At 71.4% G+C, this 18,869-nt stretch carries 13 protein-coding genes; 4 read left to right on the top strand and 9 right to left on the bottom strand.

Annotated elements, in window-relative coordinates; all coding sequences use genetic code 11:
- Window positions 1–64 precede the first annotated feature (64 nt).
- From JYA75_RS21360 to JYA75_RS21370, 3 genes are read right to left on the bottom strand one after another with little or no spacing between them, the layout of a single operon-like run.
- Window positions 65–634 carry an SRPBCC family protein gene (locus JYA75_RS21360; RefSeq protein WP_102800396.1) on the bottom strand — a complete coding sequence of 190 codons (570 nt, stop codon included), beginning with the start codon at window positions 632–634 and terminating at the stop codon, window positions 65–67.
- A complete protein-coding gene (locus tag JYA75_RS21365) occupies window positions 634–1,305 on the bottom strand; it encodes a hemerythrin domain-containing protein (protein WP_231771709.1) in 672 nt (223 codons plus the stop codon). Before JYA75_RS21365 ends, JYA75_RS21360 begins: the two co-directional genes overlap by 1 nt.
- Before the next feature lie 42 nt (window positions 1,306–1,347).
- The gene (locus tag JYA75_RS21370) at window positions 1,348–2,004 is read right to left on the bottom strand and encodes a TetR/AcrR family transcriptional regulator (protein ID WP_044476027.1); all 657 of its coding nucleotides are present in this window, start codon (window positions 2,002–2,004) and stop codon (window positions 1,348–1,350) included.
- A 249-nt stretch (window positions 2,005–2,253) separates the two neighbouring features.
- On the opposite strand from JYA75_RS21370, the gene JYA75_RS21375 reads away from it, so the two are divergent.
- Entirely contained in the window at window positions 2,254–3,090 is an 837-nt protein-coding gene (locus JYA75_RS21375; RefSeq protein ID WP_006937571.1) for a mycofactocin-coupled SDR family oxidoreductase, read from the top strand.
- Here JYA75_RS21375 and JYA75_RS21380 read toward each other — a convergent pair.
- The 3 genes from JYA75_RS21380 to JYA75_RS21390 form a co-directional block, all read right to left on the bottom strand.
- On the bottom strand, window positions 3,083–3,817 hold the full coding sequence (locus JYA75_RS21380) for a dienelactone hydrolase family protein (protein WP_231771710.1): 735 nt from the start codon (window positions 3,815–3,817) through the stop codon (window positions 3,083–3,085). The two genes, JYA75_RS21375 and JYA75_RS21380, sit on opposite strands and share 8 nt — an antisense overlap.
- Window positions 3,818–3,845: 28 nt before the next feature.
- Window positions 3,846–4,613, bottom strand: coding sequence for a L,D-transpeptidase (locus JYA75_RS21385; protein WP_006937568.1), 768 nt, complete (start codon window positions 4,611–4,613; stop codon window positions 3,846–3,848).
- Between the two features lie 175 nt (window positions 4,614–4,788).
- Complete coding sequence (locus tag JYA75_RS21390; RefSeq protein WP_006937565.1) at window positions 4,789–5,010, bottom strand: DUF3618 domain-containing protein; 222 nt, start codon at window positions 5,008–5,010, stop codon at window positions 4,789–4,791.
- Between the two features lie 74 nt (window positions 5,011–5,084).
- On the opposite strand from JYA75_RS21390, the gene bcp reads away from it, so the two are divergent.
- The gene (gene bcp / locus JYA75_RS21395) at window positions 5,085–5,561 is read left to right on the top strand and encodes a thioredoxin-dependent thiol peroxidase (RefSeq protein WP_006937563.1); all 477 of its coding nucleotides are present in this window, start codon (window positions 5,085–5,087) and stop codon (window positions 5,559–5,561) included.
- Window positions 5,562–5,569: 8 nt separating this feature from the next.
- Here the strand turns inward: bcp and JYA75_RS21400 are convergent, their stop codons facing one another.
- Window positions 5,570–6,904 carry a dipeptidase gene (locus JYA75_RS21400; RefSeq protein WP_065923495.1) on the bottom strand — a complete coding sequence of 445 codons (1,335 nt, stop codon included), beginning with the start codon at window positions 6,902–6,904 and terminating at the stop codon, window positions 5,570–5,572.
- 184 nt (window positions 6,905–7,088) lie between these two features.
- Here JYA75_RS21400 and JYA75_RS21405 point away from each other — a divergent pair, with 184 nt between their 5' ends.
- Window positions 7,089–7,964 carry a cyclopropane mycolic acid synthase family methyltransferase gene (locus tag JYA75_RS21405; protein WP_006937561.1) on the top strand — a complete coding sequence of 292 codons (876 nt, stop codon included), beginning with the start codon at window positions 7,089–7,091 and terminating at the stop codon, window positions 7,962–7,964.
- Window positions 7,965–8,060: 96 nt separating this feature from the next.
- Entirely contained in the window at window positions 8,061–8,873 is an 813-nt protein-coding gene (locus tag JYA75_RS21410) for a TetR family transcriptional regulator (RefSeq protein WP_006937560.1), read from the top strand.
- Between the two features lie 22 nt (window positions 8,874–8,895).
- On the opposite strand, the gene JYA75_RS21415 is transcribed toward JYA75_RS21410, so the two are convergent.
- Window positions 8,896–9,297: a holo-ACP synthase gene (locus tag JYA75_RS21415; RefSeq protein WP_006937559.1), complete on the bottom strand. Its 402-nt coding sequence runs from the start codon at window positions 9,295–9,297 to the stop codon at window positions 8,896–8,898.
- Between the two features lie 40 nt (window positions 9,298–9,337).
- The gene (locus tag JYA75_RS21420; protein WP_203329312.1) at window positions 9,338–18,592 is read right to left on the bottom strand and encodes a type I polyketide synthase; all 9,255 of its coding nucleotides are present in this window, start codon (window positions 18,590–18,592) and stop codon (window positions 9,338–9,340) included.
- Window positions 18,593–18,869: the final 277 nt, after the last annotated feature.

Below are 18,869 nucleotides of genomic sequence, written 5' to 3' on the forward strand. Positions count from 1 at the left end.
CACCAGCCACCCCGCCTTCGACGCGGCCTCGAACACCGGCCGCGCCTCCGCGGGACCGCCCGGACTACGCCGAGTACCGGCGACGTTCCGTGCCGCGGCCGAGGGAACCGTCGGCCACAGCGCTTCCCTCGCGAGGCGGGCGCATGGCCGGCGTGTGCGACGCGGCCTCGACCGCCGCCAGTTCGGCGAGTCGGCGGAGGTCGCCCTCCAGTGCCGCGCGCCGGTCTCGGTGCGCCTTGACCAGCCGCCAATAGACCCGGTCCAGGCCCGGTGCCACGTGGAGCACACGGTAGGTCTGGACGATCTTGGTGCCTCCGGGGACGGGTTCGAGGTCGATGCGCCATTCGGTGCTGTCCGCCCGGCCCAGGAGACCCGCCGTCCGCCATGCCAGCGTCCGCGGCGGCTCCACAACGGTGAATACGCACGACCGACTCCACCGGAGGCCGCCGGAGCGGTTCCTGCCCCGGAACCGGATTCCCGGCGCTGCCGCTCGGGCGTTTCCGAGCAGGCGCGCGTCCCGGCATTCGTGACTCCACTCACCGACCCGGGTCACGTCGGTGATGATCTGCCACACCGCCTCCGCCGGGGCGCGGCTCACCGTCTCGGTCCTGCCGTGCCGCGCCAAGGTGCCCATCAGGATCGCCCCTCGAGAAGCGCAAGGTTGAGCGACGGCAGCTCGGCGGCGGGCCCGTGGCCCCACCGCAAGCCGGACTTGCGCCGGTAGGTGCGCGCGAAGCCGTGCAGCAGGATGAAGCGCGGCACGGCGGGGACCACGTGCATGATCAGCTCACGGTCGTCCTCGCCGAGCCCGTCGATGACCCAGTGGGCCTCCGCGCCGAGTTCCAGGAAGCTCTTGGGCCTGACGAAATACTCCTGTTCCACGTCGTGGTACTCGGCGGTGGTGAGGGTCGCGGCCACGACCGGCATCATCTCCAGCTCTTCACGCCGCAGATGGGGAAGGAGCACGTCGGTGAGCCCTGCCAGCGCTTCGAGCAGCGGTTGCCGAGCGTTCGCGTCGTCGCGGTAGGCCAGCGCTGCGTCTTCCAGGGCGGTGATCGCCGGTGCGATCCGCTGGTGGTCGGCGTCCATCTGGTCCAGCAGGGCGCCGGCGTCGGGGTTCTTCACCCGGATCAAGGGCCACAGCCCGACATCCTCGCCGGTGTGATGGATGTGCAGGAAGCGCATCATCCACAACACGTGCTCCGCCAGTCCGCGTCGACGCCGAGGGTCCGGGTACGGCTCGGTGGTGAGCACGATCCGGGTGCGTTCCAGGTCACGGCGAAGTGCGCTGTGCACTATTCCCATGCTGCGTGTGTCTGCGGGTCCATGGTCGGTAGTCATGGCCCATCACCTTCCACTCTCCAGGCCCAGGAGCCGGATGACGGCTCCGGTGAGCCAGTTCTCGTACTGCTCAGGGCTCCAGCCGGTGCTGCCGGTCAACAGCTCGTACACCTCCATGCTGAGCACGGCCCACAGCCCCTCGGCCTCGACCGGGCTCAGTTCACGGCCGGCCATCATCGCACCGCCGACCCGCACGTTCAGGCGCTGGCGCTCCCGTGCCTGTTCCAGCCATGTCGCGAGGTCCGGCTCCACGACGGCTGCCGCGCGCAGGGTGCGCTGCAGGCCGACGGTTCGTCGGTTGATGCCGGTCACCAGGGCGGCTGCCGCGGCGGCCCGATCCCGAGGGGTGCCCTGCGACAGGGCGGCGAACTCCGGCCGGTCCATCAGCGCCACCCGTTCGTCGTCCCCGACAACGGCGACGTCGAGCACCTGCATGAGGAGTCCTGCCTTGGAACCGAAGTGGGCATACACCGTTTCGACCGATGTGCCCGCCGAGCGCGCGACGTCTCGGACCGCGACCGACCACCCACCCTCGGAGAACAGGGTGGTGGCGGCGTCGAGGACGGCCCGCCGGTTCTGCTCGGCCTGGCGCCGGCGAAGGGTCGAGTCGTACCGCCGCGGCTTCTCCTCCACCGGGCCCACGTCGCGCGCTTCTGCGCTCATACTCCAACGGTAGAACCGTTCCGTTTTCAATACAAGTAGCTTCAGGCCAAATCTTTCGTGCACGCTGCCCGCACCGATCGGAGACTCCTACCGCGCCGGGGCGCCCGGCGTCCGTTGCCCACCGGGAATGTTCTCCACGACCGGACCGGACGCCGAGTATGCCGATCCACCTTGCGATTTCGGTCCGACCACCAGCGAACCCCTCTAGCCTCGGAGGCGGATCACATCGACCGTCGAAGGAGTGTCGCCATGGGTCAGCTCGAGGGCAAGGTCGCGTTCATCACCGGTGCCGCACGCGGACAGGGCCGCAGTCACGCCGTCCGGCTGGCCCAGGAGGGGGCCGACATCATCGCCGTCGACCTCTGCGCCCAGGTCGACACGGTGGGATACCCACTCGCGACGGCCGACGACCTCGCCGAGACCGTCCGGCAGGTCGAGGCGCTGGACCGGCGGATCATCGCCGGCCAGGCCGACGTCCGCGACAGCGCCGCCCTGAAATCGGCGGTCGACGAGGGCGTCGCCCAGCTCGGCCGGCTCGACATCGTCCTCGCGAACGCCGGCATCGCCAGCTTCGCGCCGGTCGAGGACCTGACGGACGAGATGTGGGACGACATGATCGATATCAATCTCACGGGGGTGTTCAAGACGGTGCGGGCAGCCGTGCCGCACCTGAAGGCCAACGACGACGGCGGCGCAATCGTGCTCACCAGTTCCACCGCCGGCATCAAGGGCCTGGCGAACCTTGCCCACTACGTCGCCGCCAAGCACGGAGTGGTGGGGTTGACGAAGACACTCGCCAACGAGCTCGCTCCCCACATGATCCGCGTGAACTCGGTGCATCCCACGGCAGTGAACACAGACATGATCCACAACGAGCAGACCTACTCGGTCTTCCTGCCGGACAAGAAGCCGTCGGAGATCACCCGCGAGGAAGCGGCCGAGTCGTTCAAGGCCATGAACGCCCTGCCGATCGAATGGGTCGAACCGGTCGACATCAGCAATGCGATCCTGTTCCTGGTCAGCGACGCGGGGCGCTACGTCACCGGCGTGCAGCTGCCGATCGACGCGGGCTCGGTGATCAAGTAGCCGCCCCGGGCCCGTCGCTCGCGCGCGGAGCGTCGCCGAGGTGCCTGCGGAAGAAGGCGGCGATGCGGGCGCGCGCGTCGCGGGTGGCCGGCTCGTCGTAGCGGGCGGCCACGACCTTGGCGATGGTCCTGTCCACGATCGACAGATCACCGGGGTCGTGGTCGTTCATGAAGCCGTGCCCCACGTTCGGGTATCGCTCGATGTCGTGGTCGATGTTCGCGGCCGTCAGTACCGGTTCGAGCCGGTCGGGCACCTCGCGCACGCCGGGCCATCGGTCCTTCGTCCCGAAACTGCCGACGATCGGACACGCCCGCGGCAGGGCACGCTCGACTTCCTTCGTGAGGCCGCCGTAGTTGACGCTCGCCGCGGCGAAGTTGTGGTCGGACGCGACGGCGAGGGCGAAGCCGCCGCCCATGCAGAACCCGATCACGCCGATGCGGCCCGTGCAGTCCCGCCGGTCCGCGAGCCAGTTCCGCGCGGCGTCCAGGTCGCCGCGCGGCACCCAGCCCCGGAAGAGGGAGAACAGGCAGGTGGACCGCCTGGACCCGTGGAACAGGTCCGGCGCGACGGCAAGGAAGCCCTCGCCGGCGAGCCAGTCGGCCTGGGCGCGGATGTCGCGGCTCATGCCCAGCGCGTCGTGGATCACGACGACCCCGGGCCACGGACCGGGGCCTGCGGGCGTGGCGAGGTGGGCGGGCATCGGCCCGCGCTCCGTGGGGATGGTCACGTCCGTCACGGTGCGTCCCTCCTGCCGGTCAGCCCTCCACGATCACCGGGTCGCCGATCTTCACCCGGTCGAAGTACCACTGCGCGTTCTCGGTACTCAGGTTGATGCAGCCGTGGCTGACGTTCGCGTAGCCCTGCGAGTCCACCGACCACGGCGCCGCGTGCACGAAGATGCCACCCCAGGTGAGCCGCACGGCGTACTCGGTGTCGATGCGGTAACCCTCCGGCGAGTCGATCGGGACGCCGTAGGTGGACGAGTCCATGACGAGATCGCGGAACTTCTCCAGAACCGAGAAGGTGCCGACCGGGGTCTCGTAGCCGGGCTTGCCCATCGACGCCGGCATCGTCCGCACCACCTCGCCGTTGAGGATGACCGTGAACTGGTGCGTCGACCGGTTCGCGACGGCGACGAACTCGTCGCCGACCTGGAACTCGGTGCGCGCCCCGGCCACGGCGACGGTCACGGTGGTGTGCCCCGGCCAGAGGCGGTCGGGAACCCACTGCACGCGGCTGTCGTCGAGCCACGCGAAACGGCCGCTCACGGGCTTCGACGTGGTGATCTCGACGGCACGTTCGGCGGCGGCGCGGTCACCGACCGGTGCGCCGAACCGGACGGTCACGGGATGTCCCACCCCCACCACCGCGCCGTTCGCCGGCTCGAGCGCCGACGCGGGCAGCCTGGCCGGCGGCGCACCGCCGACGGTTCCCGCCGCGGCCGCGGCCCCCGAACCGAGCAGGGCCATGGCGGTCAGGATCGAGACGAGAAGAAGTCGTGCAACCCGCTGTGCGTTCGGCATGGCCGTCAGCCCCCTCGAAGATGGCGCGGTTGGCTCGTTACCAGTCAACCACGCCAAGATCGAACTCGAAACGGGTCCTTTGTCACTCCCCCGGCGGGCACGACCACGACGCCGGGAAACGACGAAGGGCACCGCGGTCCGGCGAACCGGACGACGGTGCCCTTCGGATCAGCTGTCAGCGCAGCAGCTTGCGCAGCGCCAGGGCGCCGATGACGACACCGACCGCCGCGAGCGCGTACTTGACGTTGGGCTGGTTCACCTTCTCCATCACGGTCTGCTTGGCATGGGCCATCACGTTCTTCGGGCTGGCGCGCACACTCAATTCGTCGAGGGTGCTCGCAAGCTGGTTGCGGGCGTTCTCGATGTCCCGTTCGATGGCCTCGGTGTCCCTACCCACGTGATCCTCCAGTTGGTCGCTGCACTGTGCTGCGACCACGGTAGTGGACGCACGGGTCCGTTACCCTCTCGGAGGTGACGGAAAACAGCAGCAGGCTCGCCCCCGGCGATACGGCTCCCGAGTTCACCCTCCCCGACGCGGACGGCAACGAGGTGTCGCTGTCGGACTACCGCGGACGCAAGGTGATCGTGTACTTCTACCCCGCCGCGAGCACCCCCGGGTGCACCAAGCAGGCCTGCGATTTCCGCGACAGCCTCGCCGACCTGAACGGCGCCGGGCTCGCCGTCGTGGGCATCTCCCCCGACAAGCCGGCCAAGCTCGCGAAGTTCCGGGACGCCGAGCAGCTGACGTTTCCGTTGCTGTCGGATCCGGACAAGACCACGCTCACGGCGTGGGGGGCGTTCGGCGAGAAGAAGATGTACGGCAAGACCGTCACCGGAGTGATCCGTTCGACGTTCGTCGTCGACGAGGACGGCCGGATCGAGGTTGCGCAGTACAACGTGCGCGCCACCGGGCACGTCGCGAAGCTGCGCCGCGACCTGTCGGTCTGAGCGGCGGCTCACCGCGTGAGGGAGGCGAGCACCAGCGCCTCCGCGACGGCCATGTGCTCGAGCTCGGACGGGTCGACGCTCTCGTCGGGCCCGTGGATCCGGGCGCTCGGCTCCTCCACGCCGAGCAGCGCGATCTCCGCGTCCGGCAGCACCTGTTGCAGCACCGTGCACAGCGGGATCGATCCGCCCTGCCCGACCGTGCCGACCTCGCGTCCGTAGACGGCGCCGAGCGCGCTGCGCAGCGCGGCGTATCCCGGTCCGTCGGTCGCGGCCCGGAACGGTTCGCTCACGCCTTCCCGGTCGACCCGCACCCGCACGTTCCACGGGGCGTGGGCGTGCAGGTGGGCGACGAGGGCGTCCTGAGCGGTGGCCGGATCCATCCCCGGCGGGACGCGGAGGTTCAGCCGGGCCGACGCGCGGGGCACGACCGCAGCCGCCGACCCCACCACCGGTGGGGCGTCGATGCCGAGGATCGTCAGCGCGGGACGCGCCCACACGGCGTCGGCCACGGACCCGGCCGACAGCAGTGAGACCCCGTCGAGCACACCGGCGTCGGCGCGGAACACCTCCTCGGGATACGGTTCGCCGCTCCAGATTCCGGTGGGGTCGAGCCCGTCGATCACGGTGTCGCCGGCCTCGTCGCGCAGGCTCGACAGCAGGCGCACCAGCGCGGCGAGCGCGTCGGGGGCTGCGCCGCCGAACTGGCCCGAGTGGATCTCCCCGGCGAGGGCTTCGACGTGGACGACGACGTTCGCCAGGCCGCGCAGCGACGTCGTGAGGGTCGGCCGTCCCACCTCGGCGTTGCCGCAGTCCGCGACGAGCACCAGGTCGGCGGCGAACAGATCGGGCCGTTCGCGGGCCAGGTTCTCGAGCCCGCCGCCACCGGTTTCCTCCGAGCCGTCGCCGACGATCCGGATCCCGACGGGAAGCGGTCCCCGCTCCCGCAGCGCGCGCAGCGCGAGCAGGTGCATCACGAGATTGCCCTTGCAGTCCGCGGCGCCGCGCCCGTACCAGCGGCCGTCGCGTTCGGTGAGCGTGAACGGCGGAGTGTGCCAGAGCGATTCGTCGCCCGGGGGCTGCACGTCGTAGTGGCTGTAGAGGAGCACGGTCGGCGCTCCCGCCGGGGCCGGCGTGTGCCCGAGCACCGCGAGCGAGCCGTCCGACGTCTCGATCAGCGCGGTGTTGTCGACGCCGACCGCGGCGAACGCATCGCGCACCCATCGGGCGGCAGCGACGCATTCCTCGGCCGGGAACAGCCGCGGATCGGCCACCGACCGGAACGCCACCAGTTCCCCGAGGTCCCTGCGCGCCCCGGGCATCAGCCGGCGCACCCGCTCCCGCATGTCCGCGACGTCCACCGCGCCTCCCCGATCGTCGTGTCTCGTTTTCGCTACGGGTACCGCCCCTCGAGATCGAAGCATGCTCGCAGCGGCCGCGTCCGGCGTAGATTCCGCGATATCGAGGTTGCCATCGGGCGGAACGGTCCAGGAAGCGGGGCCGGACGGCCCTCGAACGGAAGGCACAGCGATGCCACCCAGCCCGCAGAGCGCGCTCACGCCGTTCTATCGGCAGGTCCAGTCCCACTACGACCTCTCGGACGAGTTCTTCACGCTGTTCCTCGACCCGTCGATGACCTACAGCTGCGCGTATTTCGAGCGGGACGACATGACGCTCGAGCAGGCCCAGGCCGCGAAGGTCGATCTGTCGCTCGGCAAGTGCGACCTGCACCCGGGCATGACACTGCTCGACGTCGGATGCGGCTGGGGCTCGACGATGCTGCGCGCCGCCACGCACTACGACGTGAACACGATCGGGCTCACGCTCAGCCGCAACCAGTACGAGCACGTCCGCGACCTCGCAGCGGGGCTGCCCGGCCCCCGCACCGTGGACGTGCGGCTGCAGGGCTGGGAGGAGTTCGACGGGCGCGTGGACCGCATCGTGAGCATCGGCGCGTTCGAGCACTTCCGGAGCGAACGCTACGACCGGTTCTTCACCAAGTGCCACGACATGCTGCCCCCGGACGGCCGGATGCTGCTGCACACCATCGTGGGGCACCGCCTCGCGACGCTGCGCGAGCGGGGAATCCCGGTGACCCGGGAGAACGCGCTGTTCCACATCTTCATCAAGCGCGAGATCTTCCCCGGCGGGCAGTTGCCGCAGCCGGAGACGGTGGTCGACGGCGCGGAGCGGGCGGGGTTCCGGGTCGAACGCATCCAGGCCCTGGCGCCGCACTACGTCCGCACCCTCGAACACTGGGCCGCGGCGCTGTCGGCCCGCCGGGACGAGGCGGTCGCCCTGTCGTCGGAGGAGATGTACGAGCGCTTCATGAAGTACCTGAACGGTTCCGCCGAACACTTCCGCACGGGCCACATCGACGTCATGCAGTTCACTCTCGTCAAGTGAGCGCCGGCGACCGCGGCACCACCGGCGGTGTTAGCTGAGACTCGCCCTCACAGCTAAAAGTTCGGAATTCGGACAACCTCCGGTTAGCCTGGGCGCGTGGAGTCTGCAACGAAGCGCGGCCGCACCCCACGCCGTATCGATCCGGCGCTGGAGGTCCAGGCGGCGCCCCAGGAACTCGTGCCGCGCCGTCGCCCGACGCAGGAGCGCAGCCGGCGCAAGTTCGACGCGCTGCTCGCCGCGTCCCGCGAACTGCTCACCGAGGTCGGCTTCGAGTCGTTCACCTGCGAAGAGGTGGCTGCCCGTGCCGATGTCCCCATCGGAACCCTCTACCAGTTCTTCGCCAACAAGTACGTCATCGTGTGTGAACTGAACCGGCAGGACCTGGTGGGTGTGCAGGACGAGCTCGCCAAGTTCGACGGCGTCATCCCCTCCGTGGACTGGCTGCGGTTCCTCAACGCCTTCGTCGACCATCTCGCCGGGCTGTGGATGTCGGACCCCTCGCGGCGGGAGGTGTGGCTCGCGATGCAGTCCACCCCGTCGACCCGGGCGACCGGCGCGATCCACGAGAAGGAGTTCGCCGAGCAGATCGCGCGGATGCTGGCTCCGCTCATGCCCGACACCCCGCGCGAGCGTCGCACGCTGATGGCCGAGGTGCTCGTGCACGTCGTCTACTCGATGCTGAACTTCTCCGTGCAGGACGACCAGAGCCACGCCGACGCGGTCGTCGAGCTCAAGCGGCTGATGGGTGCGTATCTGATGGTGGCGGAGAAGGAGTCACGCACCAGCGCCAAGCGGCGCAGGCGCCGTGAGGCCGCCGCCCGGGCGGAGGAGACCGAGCGGCCGGTCCCGGAGGACGACGGCCAGGTGGAAACGCGTCAGGCGGAGGAGACGCACGCCTCCCCCGCCTGACGCGGAATTCTCCCGCAGACTCCTACGCCTGCGGGTCGTCCTCGAGCACGACGAACGCGCCGGCCATGTCTCCGTCGTGGGTGAGCGAGACGTGGATCCGCACCCCGGTCAGGTGCTCGGCGACGTCGCCGTGCAGCCGGATCCCGGGTCGGCCCCACGCGTCGGAGACCACCTCGATCTGCCGGTGCACGGTCTCCGGCAGCACCGGTGGGCTGCCGAACAGCGACGCCGACCACGCCTTGATCAGCGCCTCCTTCGCCGCCCACCGGGCGGCGAAGTGCCGGCCCGGACGGGAGCTGCGGGTGTTCGCGTCGCGACGCTCGCCCGGGGTGAAGTTCGAGAGCATCGCCGTGCCTGCCCGGCCCAGCTGTTCCTCGAACTCCGACACCGTGACCAGGTCGAACCCGATCCCCGCAACTCCCATCCGTCCCGTGACCCGCTCTCTGTGACCGTGCGGCCGGCGGCTACTTGCAGCCGGGCAGACCCGAACGGTACACGTCGCCGTCACCCAGTCGCGCCTCCGGCGAGAGCAGCACGTCGGCCTCGAGCTGGCGTGCCGCCTTGGCCGGCACCGAGTCCCCACCGAAGCGACGGTCGGCGGGCCGCTGGTACAGGGCCGCACCCCCGGTCATCGCCTCCGCGAGGCGGCGCTTACCGGCGACGGCGCGGGCCTGAGCCTGCTCCACGTAGGCCTCCCGGCGCTCCGCCGGGATCGCCTCGACGAACGCCTGCGGGTGGACCACCGCGATCAGCCCCGACACGTGACCGAACCCGAGGCTGGTCAGCAGACCGGCCTTGAGCGCGTACCGCTCGCCGAAGCGCAGCGGGGTGCGCGGCCACACCAGGTGCTCGAACTCGGCCATCTTGTCGTCGACGCAGTCCAGGCTGCGGTTCGGCGGGACGACGCCCTGGCTGAGGACCTGGCACAGGCCGATCAGCTGGAACGCCGCCGCGCCGCCCTTGGCGTGACCGGTCAGCGACTTCTGCGACACCACGAACATCGGCGCGCCCTCGCTGCGGCCCAGCGACCCGGCCAGACGCTCGTGCAGCTCCGCCTCGTTCGGGTCGTTGGCCGCCGTGGAGGTGTCGTGCTTGGAGATCACCGCGATGTCGTCGGCGGTGACACCGAGCTTGCGCAGCTCCCGCGCCAGGCCCGACTCGAGCCCGCCGCGACCGGCGCCGAGGGCACCGATGCCCGGAGCCGGGATCGAGGTGTGCACGCCGTCGGCGAAGGACCCGGCCCACGCGACCACACCGAGGACGGGCAGGCCCATCTCCAGCGCCAGGTCGCCGCGGGCGAGCAGGACCGTGCCGCCACCGGCGGACTCGACGAAACCGCCGCGCCGGCGATCGTTGGCCCGGGAGAACCGGCGATCGCTGATGCCCTTGGCCGTCATGTCGTCCGACTTCGCGGTGGCCGACATGTCACCGAACCCGACGATGCCCTCGATGCCGAGGTCGTCGAAACCGCCGGCGACGACCAGCTGCGCCTTGCCCAGCTTGATCTTGTCGACGCCCTCCTCGACCGACACCGCGGCCGTCGCGCACGCCGCCACCGGATGCACCATCGCGCCGTAGCCACCGACGTACGACTGCACCACGTGCGCGGCGATGACGTTCGGCAGGGCCTCCTGCAGGATGTCGTTCGCGCGGGACTCGCCGAGCAGCGTGTCGATGTACAGCGACCGCATCGAGGTCATGCCGCCCATGCCGGTGCCCTGGGTGTTCGCCACGTACGAGGGGTGCACCCAGCGCATCAGCTCCGACGGGGTGAAACCGCTGGAGAGGAACGCGTCGACCGTGGTCACGATGTTCCACAGGCCCACCCGGTCCACGGACTCGGCCATGTCGGCGGGGATGCCCCACTTGGTGACGTCGAACCCGGTCGGGATCTGGCCGCCGACCGTGCGGGTCAGGTTCATCTTGCGGGGCACCCGGATCTCGGTGCCGGCCTTGCGGGTGACGGTCCAGTCACCGCTGTCCGGAACCGAGTGCGCGACGGTGTTCTCCGGGTCGGCATCGACGAACGCGCGGGCCTCGGCCTCGGAACCCACCACGAACGACAGGTCCTTGTCCAGGAACACCGAGGTCAGCAGCGGCGCCGCGTTGTCGACCATCGCGCCGTCGTCGGCGTAGCGGCGGATGCCGCAGCGCTCGACCACCGCGTCGTGGTACCGGTCGGCGATCTCCGCCTCGGGCACCAGCTCGCCGGTCTCCGCGTCGTACCAGCCCGGCTTGGGATCGTTCTCCCACGCCACCAGGCCGGTGGCCCACGCCAGCTCGAGCACACCGGCGGCCGACAGCTCCTCGTCGACCTCCATCTCGAAGCGGGTACGGGCCGACCCGTAGGGGCCGAGCTCGCCGGCGCCGACGATGACCACCAGATCGGCGGGGTCGACGTCGAGCGTGTTCCACTCCGGTGCCGGCAGCGTCGCGTCCAGGCGCGGCGGTGCGGGCAGCGCCGCGATCGTCGCGTGCTCGGGCTCCGCCGCGGCGTCCTTCGCGGCCTCGGCCTCCTCCTGCGCCTGCTTGGCCAGGGCCGGCAGGTCGATGTCGGCCTCCGACAGACCCCCGGTCAGGTCCGCCACCAGCGGCTCGACCGCGGCGGCCTCCTTGGAGCCGGCGGTGACGAGCTTCAGCAGCTCGACGGCCATCTCGTCGGTCGACCAGGTCCGCACACCGGCGGCCTCGGCGGCCTCCACCAGCGGATCGTTGCCGCCCATCAGGCCGGTGCCGCGCACCCACCCGATGAGGGCGTGGGCGAGGGTGACCCGCTCGGCCCAGATGCGCTCGGCGTGCCAGCGGTTGACGATCGCGTCGAGCGCGGCCTTCGCCTCGCCGTAGGCGCCGTCGCCGCCGAACTTGCCGCGGTTCGGCGAACCCGGCAGCACGACGTGCAGGTGGGTGTCCACGTCACGGTCGGAGCCGATGTCGGCCAGGCCCGCGATCAGGCGCTCCACCGACCACAGCAGGACCCGCATCTCCATCTCGGCGCGGGCACCGGCGTCGGCCATCGACCCGGACACGCGCGGCGCGGCGAACGGGAACAGCAGCGTCGGGGTCAGGGCCTCCTTGATCAGCTTCTTGGCGCCGCCCGCGGTCTCCACGGTTTCGGTGCCGAGCCACGTCACCAGGGCGTCGACGTCGGCGTAGGACGCCATGTTGGCCGGGACCACCCACAGCGCCGCACCGGAGCGTGCGTTGCACGCATACAGCTCCTTGTAGAAGCCGAGGCGGCTGTCGTTCAGGCTCGACGTGGTGACCACGACCGTGGCGCCGCCGGCGAGCAGCTTCGCCGCGACCGCGGCCGCGATCCCGCCCTTGCTGGCGCCGGTGACCACGGCGACCTCGCCCGCGTACTCGGCGTCGCCGGTCTGCCGGGCGGCCGTCGCGACGGCGTCGAAGACCTGCGCGAGCTCCGTGCGGCCGGCCTCGGTGGCCTTGCCCGCCCAGAACGCGGCGTGCGCGGCGACCGTGGCACCCGCACCGGCGAACCGCTCCGCGCCGATCTCGGCACCGAGCCAGATGCGAGCCAGGTCCTCGCGGGCCGTCGCCCACCGGTCGTCGATCAGCACGGCCTTGCGGGCGTCGAACGCCGGTGCGACCAGCCGCGGCCAGTCGGAGCCGAGCTCCGCCGAGACCAGGTCGACCAGCTCGGTGTCCGCCTTGTCCGCGAGGTCCGAGGCCGCGTCGGCCAGGCCCAGCTCGGACAGGATCAGGCGGGCGGTCTTGGCGAGCACACCGTTCGAGCCGGTGATGCCCTCGGCGAACTCGCCGAGCGCGGCAGCGTCGACGGTGGCACCGCCACCGCCACCGGCGGACGGCATCGACACCGCGACACCGCGGCGGCCGGCGACCGACTGCACGGCCGCGTCGATCAGCTTGTCGACGGCGGCACCGTCGGACAGCGCGCCGTCGGAGAGGCCGCCGAGCGCACCGCCGCGGACGGACGAACCGTCCCGGCTGCCCAGCGCGACCTCCGCGGTCACGTGCGACGCCCAGCCCTCGCCGAGACCCCACACCTTGGTGACCCGGTCGGCGACATAGGCGGGACGCTTGCCCGACGGGCCGAACACCTTGCGCAGGTGGTCGTTGATCGAGTCCGACAGCACCGGACCGAAGGGCCGGTAGGTGCGGGCCAGGCGATCGACCGTGCCGGCGAGCGCGCCCATGTCGGCGTCGGCCGCACCGTCGATGGCACCGAGCGACAGCTCCGAGCCGAGGTCGACGAGCAGCTGGTTGCGCCGCGAGGACACGCCGTCGCACAGCGCCTCGATCGTGTCGGCGGGACCGATCTGATCCGGGCGCAGCTTCGTCCACAGGGCGATGAGCACCTTCGTGGCGTCGGCGGCCTTGAAGGCGATGTCGTCCGGACGCGGACCACCCGCGGGAGCGGCGGGCGCGGCGGCCGGAGCGGCGGCCGCGGCCGGAGCGGCAGCGGAAGCGTCGGCCGAGGCCGGCTCGTCGTCCTCCACCGGCGCCGGATCGACGTCCGTGGAGTACACGATCGAGGCCTCGCGCTCGATGTTGAGCACCTCGACCGGCTGCCCGAAGCGGCCCGGCAGCTTCAGCGTCTGCGACGCCAGGTTCGCCACCGTGGGGGCGGCGCCGAGGCCGACCTCGACGAACCGCTCGACACCCAGGCCACCGTCGGCCTCGTCGGCGAACAGCAGATCCTGCGTCTCGATCCAGCGGACCGGGGACGCGAACTGCCACGCGAGGAGCTCGGCGAGCACCACGCGGCACAGCTTCGAGGGGTCGGCCGCCCAGGTGTCGAAGTCCGCGAGGACCTCGGCCAGCGGCTCGGACGGCACCAGGTCCGCGATCTCCTGGACGAACTCCCGGCCCAGGTTGAACGGCTTGGGCACCAGGTTCGGGATGTAGCGGCCGATGAGGATGTCGGGATCGATCTGCTCGGGCAGCAGGTTCAGCAGGCGCTCCCGGAAGTCGTCCACGCCGCCGCGCAGGACGGTCGAGTGGAACGGCACGTCGATGCCCGGGACCAGGATGAACGCACGCTTGCCCCCGAACTCGGCGACCTTGCGCTCGATCACGGACTCGAGGGCCTCGAGACCGGCGACCGTACCGGCAATCGCGTACTGCGAGCCGCGCAGGTTCAGGTTGACGATCTGCAGGAACTCCCCGGTCTCCTCGGCGACCCCGGCGACGAACGCCTCGAGATCGGCGTCGGCGACACCGAACTGCGACGGCCGGATCGCGGCCATGCGGTAGTTCGAACGGCCCTGCTCGTCGCGCGGCACGAGGGCGTGCATCGCCGACCCGCGGCTGAACACCACCTCGAGCACCGCCTCGAGCGGCAGCACCCCGGCGACCGCGGCGAGCGCGTTGTACTCGCCCACCGAGTGACCGGCCAGGAGCGCACCCTCGACGAAGGCGCCGGCCTCACGCAGTTCCGCGATCTGGGCGACACCCAGGGTCGCCATCGCGACCTGCGTGAACTGGGTCAGGTGCAGCACGCCGTCCGGGTGCTTGTGGGTGACGCCGCGGGCCTTGAGCACGGTCGGGTTGTCGCGCACCACGGCAAGGATGGAGAAGCCCAGGGCCTTGCGGGTGTGCTTGTCGGCGCGATCCCAGATCTCCCGGGCGGCCTTCGAGCGGGCGCGGGCGTCCAGGCCCATGCCGGGCCGCTGGATGCCCTGGCCGGGGAACGCGTACACCGTGCGCGGGGCGGCGGTGCGGCCGGTGGCGACCATCACCAGGTCGCCGTCCACGCGGCAGCTCACCTCGACGATCTCGGCGCCACGGTCGGTCGCGATGCGGTCGACGCGCACGTCGATCTGCGCACCCGGACGCACCATGCCGAGGAACCGGGCGGTCCACGCCGTCAGGCGGCGGGCCGGCAGCTTGGCGTCGGCCTCGAGGGCGGTGACGACCTGCTGGGCGGCGGCGGACAGCCACATGCCGTGCACGATCGGGGTGCCCAGGCCGGCCAGGAGGGCGGCGTTGTCCGAGGTGTGGATCGGGTTGTGGTCGCCCGACACCCGCGCGAAGGCGCTCATGTCGATCGGGGCGACGATCACGGCGTCGCGGCGGCGGCGACGCGGGGTCTCCACCGCGTCCTCGCTCACGGCACCGCCGGCACGGACCGGATCGGCCAGCTCGGCCTTGCCGGTGCGGCCACGGATCGCGAACCGCTCGATCAGGGTGGCGACCGTGGTGTCACCCGAGCCGTTGCCGTTGTCGGCGGTGATCTCGACGTGCACCTCGACGACCCGGCCGAGGTCGGTGTCGGCCACGTCCCGTGCCTCGGCCTTGACGCCCAGGATCGACGGATCGGTCGGCAGACCGTCCTTCACGTCGACGGCGTGGTCGAGATGGACCAGGTCGAGCATGCCCTCGATCACCGACAGGCTGTCGTCGGTCTGCGCGGCGCCGAGCGCGGCGAACACCGCCGGCCAGCACGCGCCGACCAGGACGTCGGGCACACCGTGGCCGCTCGGGGTCAGGTTCAGCGGCAGTCCCGAACCGGTGACACCGGCGTGGTCGGCGATCTTCTCCGGCAGCCAGCCGAGGGTGATGCGGGCCGCGCCCTTCTTCACCGCGGGCAGCTCCTGCCCCGCGGCGACACCGAGCAGCGCCGACATCGACGCCGACGCGTCGTCCGCGGTGACGACCGGGGCGCCACCGGTGTGCACGGTGGCGGGCACCGTGAGGCGGATCTCGACGGTCTTGTCGCCGGCGAGCGGCACCGTCAGGCCCACGTGCTCGGCGTCGAGAACGCTCAGCGTGGCGCCCGTCGCGCCGTGCACGGCGGCGGTGTCGGACTCGACGGACCACTCGTCCAGGTCACCGAGGCGGTGCACCGGGTTGACGGTCTGCCGGCCGGCCCAGTTGACGTCCGGAGCCGACAGCACGGCGTCGAGCAGGCCGGCCGCGAGGTCCTGGTGGCGGCGGGCCGCGATCTGCACCGGCTCGATGCCGGCCGCGATCAGCTCGTCGACCGCGGCCTTCTCGAAGCGGTCGAGCAGCTCACCGACGGGCTCGTCGGCGCGGGTGATGCCCGCGACGGCGACGGTGCCCGGGATGATGCAGACCTGATCGGCGCTGTAGCGCGGATCGTGGGCCTGCCACAGGGAGTCGGACCGCCACCAGCGACGCACGTCCTGGTCGACGACCGGGACGAAGTTCACCGGCTTGCCCGGGGTGCGGCACAGCGAGACGAAGAACGGAACGTCGGCCGGGTGCAGGACCACCGAGTCGGCGTCCGGGAACTGCTCGGTCAGCGCGGCCAGCGCCGCGTACGGCCGGTCGAGGGCCGCGTCGTCGGCGAACAGCGTCGGGATCGGGCCACGGTCGGCCGGGTGCAGGCGGGACTCGGCGCGCTGCAGCATCTCGTGGAAGCGCTCACGCCAGGTGACGTCGATCCACGGGTTCTCGGCCGCGTCGGCCACCTCCTGCGAGCCGACGGCCAGCTCCAGGTAGCGGGCGAGCCACTGCCCGTAGGTCATCTCGGCGACGTCGCCGAAGTACGGCTTCGCGGTGACGTCGAGCGCGGCGATGATCTCGTCGCGGCGCGCGGCCACGGCCTCGGCGTCGCCCGCGACCTCGTCGAGCAGGCGGCCCGTGCGGGACGCGGCGTTGTCGATCTCGTGGATGTCCGCGCCCAGCTGGCTACGGCCGGAGGCCATGCCGCCGGAGGCGGTGCCGGCGCCGACCCAGTCGGGGGTGCCGGGGGTCTCGACGAGCATCCGCTTGACCTCGGGCGACGTGGTCGCCTCGAGCGTCGCCATCGCCGCAGTGCCGACGAGGATGCCGTCGAGCGGCATCGCCGGGAAGCCGTGGGCGGTGGACCAGCGGCCGGTCAGGTAGTCGGCGGCCCGCTCGGGGGTGCCGATGCCACCACCGACGCACAGCACCAGGTTGGAGCGGGTGCGCAGCTCGGCGTAGGTGGCGAGCAGCAGATCGTCGAGGTCCTCCCACGAGTGGTGGCCACCGGCGCGGCCGCCCTCGATGTGGACGATGACCGGGTAGTTCGGCACCTCGTTCGCGATGCGGATCACCGAGCGGATCTGCGCCACGGTGCCCGGCTTGAAGGCGACGTAGCTGATGCCGGCCTCGGTCAGCTCCTCGATGATCGAGACGGCTTCCTCGAGCTCGGGGATGCCGGCGGTGACGACCACGCCGTCGAACGGCGCGCCCGCGGCGCGGGCCCGCGGCACCAGCCGCTTGCCACCCACGTGCAGCTTCCACAGGTACGGGTCGAGGAACATCGAGTTGAACTGCACGGCGCGGCCCGGCTCGAGCAGCCCCTTCAGCTCCTCGACGTGGTCGGCGAAGATCTGCTCGGTGACCTGGCCGCCGCCGGCGAGCTCGGCCCAGTGGCCGGCGTTGGCTGCCGCGGCGACGATCTTCGGATCGACGGTGGTCGGCGTCATGCCGGCCAGCAGGATCGGGGAGCGGCCGGTCAGGCGCGTGAACGCCGTCTCGACGCCCTGGCGGCCGTCGGGCAGGGTGACCGGCTTCGGCGCGAACGCGGACCACGGCTGCGGCACCTCGGGCTCCGCGCCCGGGGTCAGCAGGTTGCGCTGACCCCCGCGGGTGGCGGCCGCGATGATGCCCACACCCTGGCCACGCAGGCCCGAGCTGGTCATACGGGTCAGCAGCTCACCGGGACCCATGTCCAGGATCCACGAGGCGCCGGCCGCGACGGCGTCGTCGACGAGGGCGACCCAGTCGACCGGGTCGACGAGCACTTCCTGCGCCAGCGAGCGGGCGAGGTCCGCGTCCAGGCCGCAGCGGGCGGCCCAGTCGGCGACCTGCTCGACCGCGTCGGCGAGAGCGGGGTGGTGGAAACCGATCTCGGCGGAGACCGGCTCGAAGGTCGGGGCGAACACGGCACCGCCGCGCTTCTTCGCCTCACGCTCGCGGGTCTCCGCGGCGGAGATCTCCTCGCAGCGCTGCTGCACGCGAGCCAGGGCGGCAGGCGGGCCGGACAGCACGACGCGGCGGCGGGCGTTGCGGATGGCGACGACCGCGGAGCGCTGCGGGTCCTGGTCGGCGAAGACCTCGGCGACGACGGCGCGCAGGCGCTCGGGGTCGACGTTCGCGACCGCGAGCATCGGGAAGCGCTCGGCGCCGGCGATGATGCCGCGGCGACGGCCGACGAGGGTGGCGGCGGCACCGATGAGCTGGGCGATCGCGAGGATCTGCCCGTCCTTGGCGCCGACGGCCTCGGTGGCCGCGACGGCCAGCACGCCCTGCGAGTGGCCGATCACGGCGGCCGGAGCCTGGGCGGTCACGTCGAGGCCCTGGTTCGCCAGCGCGCGCAGCGCGGCCACCTGGGTCAGGAACACGCCGGGCAGCGAGACCGCGGCGGAAGTCAGCGTGGACTCGGAGGGGCCGGAGACGGGCGTCTCGTCCTCGTCGGCGACCTCCTGCTCGAGCATCCAGGCGATGGGGTCGAAGCCGCTCGGGCGCACGACGACGAGGTCGTGTGCGACGGGCACGAGCAGCGCGGTGGCCTCGTTGACCAGTTCGGTCAGGACCGGCTCGAGCCCGTTGTCGCGGCTGAGTTCTTCGAGGGAGCTGAGCCAGGGAGCGCCCTGGCCACCGAAGGCGAGTGCGTAGGGCTCCCCGGCGAGGAGCTTGTCGACCAGCGCGCCCTTACGGGAAGCGGGGGCGTTGCCCCGGTCACTGGCGCGTCGTGATGCCTTCGAGTTCCGTCCGTTGTCGGCTGGTGTGGTCTCGTCGATCGTCACGCGTGTAGTTCCTCTCCTGAACACCGCAAGGGCGTGGTCTCGTGGCCGCCCGCGCCGCCGTTGGCGTTCTGATGGGCTCTGATCTGCTCGTTCGGGCTACCCAAGAGTGACACAAAATCATGAGGGGTTCCTCATGTTTTGTTCCGCGCGGGTTACCTCCCCCGAAGGGGCACGTGAGATCACTCACAGGAGGTCGGAGAAGTGACCGGTTGGTAGGGAGAGTCCGCGCAGGCTGCGCGGCTACATGGACGTCCATCAACCTGAGGAATCCCTCAGG

Origin of the sequence: Rhodococcus sp. PSBB066 (assembly GCF_017068255.1) — a bacterium.
Classification (GTDB): Bacteria; Actinomycetota; Actinomycetes; order Mycobacteriales; family Mycobacteriaceae; genus Rhodococcus; species Rhodococcus aetherivorans.

Coding starts and splice junctions, on each gene's coding strand:
- JYA75_RS21360 (WP_102800396.1), bottom strand. CDS start 634: ATGGGCACCTTGGCGCGGCACGGCAGGACCGAGACGGTGAGCCGCGCC.
- JYA75_RS21365 (WP_231771709.1), bottom strand. CDS start 1,305: ATGGGAATAGTGCACAGCGCACTTCGCCGTGACCTGGAACGCACCCGG.
- JYA75_RS21370 (WP_044476027.1), bottom strand. CDS start 2,004: ATGAGCGCAGAAGCGCGCGACGTGGGCCCGGTGGAGGAGAAGCCGCGG.
- JYA75_RS21375 (WP_006937571.1), top strand. CDS start 2,254: ATGGGTCAGCTCGAGGGCAAGGTCGCGTTCATCACCGGTGCCGCACGC.
- JYA75_RS21385 (WP_006937568.1), bottom strand. CDS start 4,613: ATGCCGAACGCACAGCGGGTTGCACGACTTCTTCTCGTCTCGATCCTG.
- JYA75_RS21400 (WP_065923495.1), bottom strand. CDS start 6,904: ATGCGGGAGCGGGTGCGCCGGCTGATGCCCGGGGCGCGCAGGGACCTC.
- JYA75_RS21405 (WP_006937561.1), top strand. CDS start 7,089: ATGCCACCCAGCCCGCAGAGCGCGCTCACGCCGTTCTATCGGCAGGTC.
- JYA75_RS21415 (WP_006937559.1), bottom strand. CDS start 9,297: ATGGGAGTTGCGGGGATCGGGTTCGACCTGGTCACGGTGTCGGAGTTC.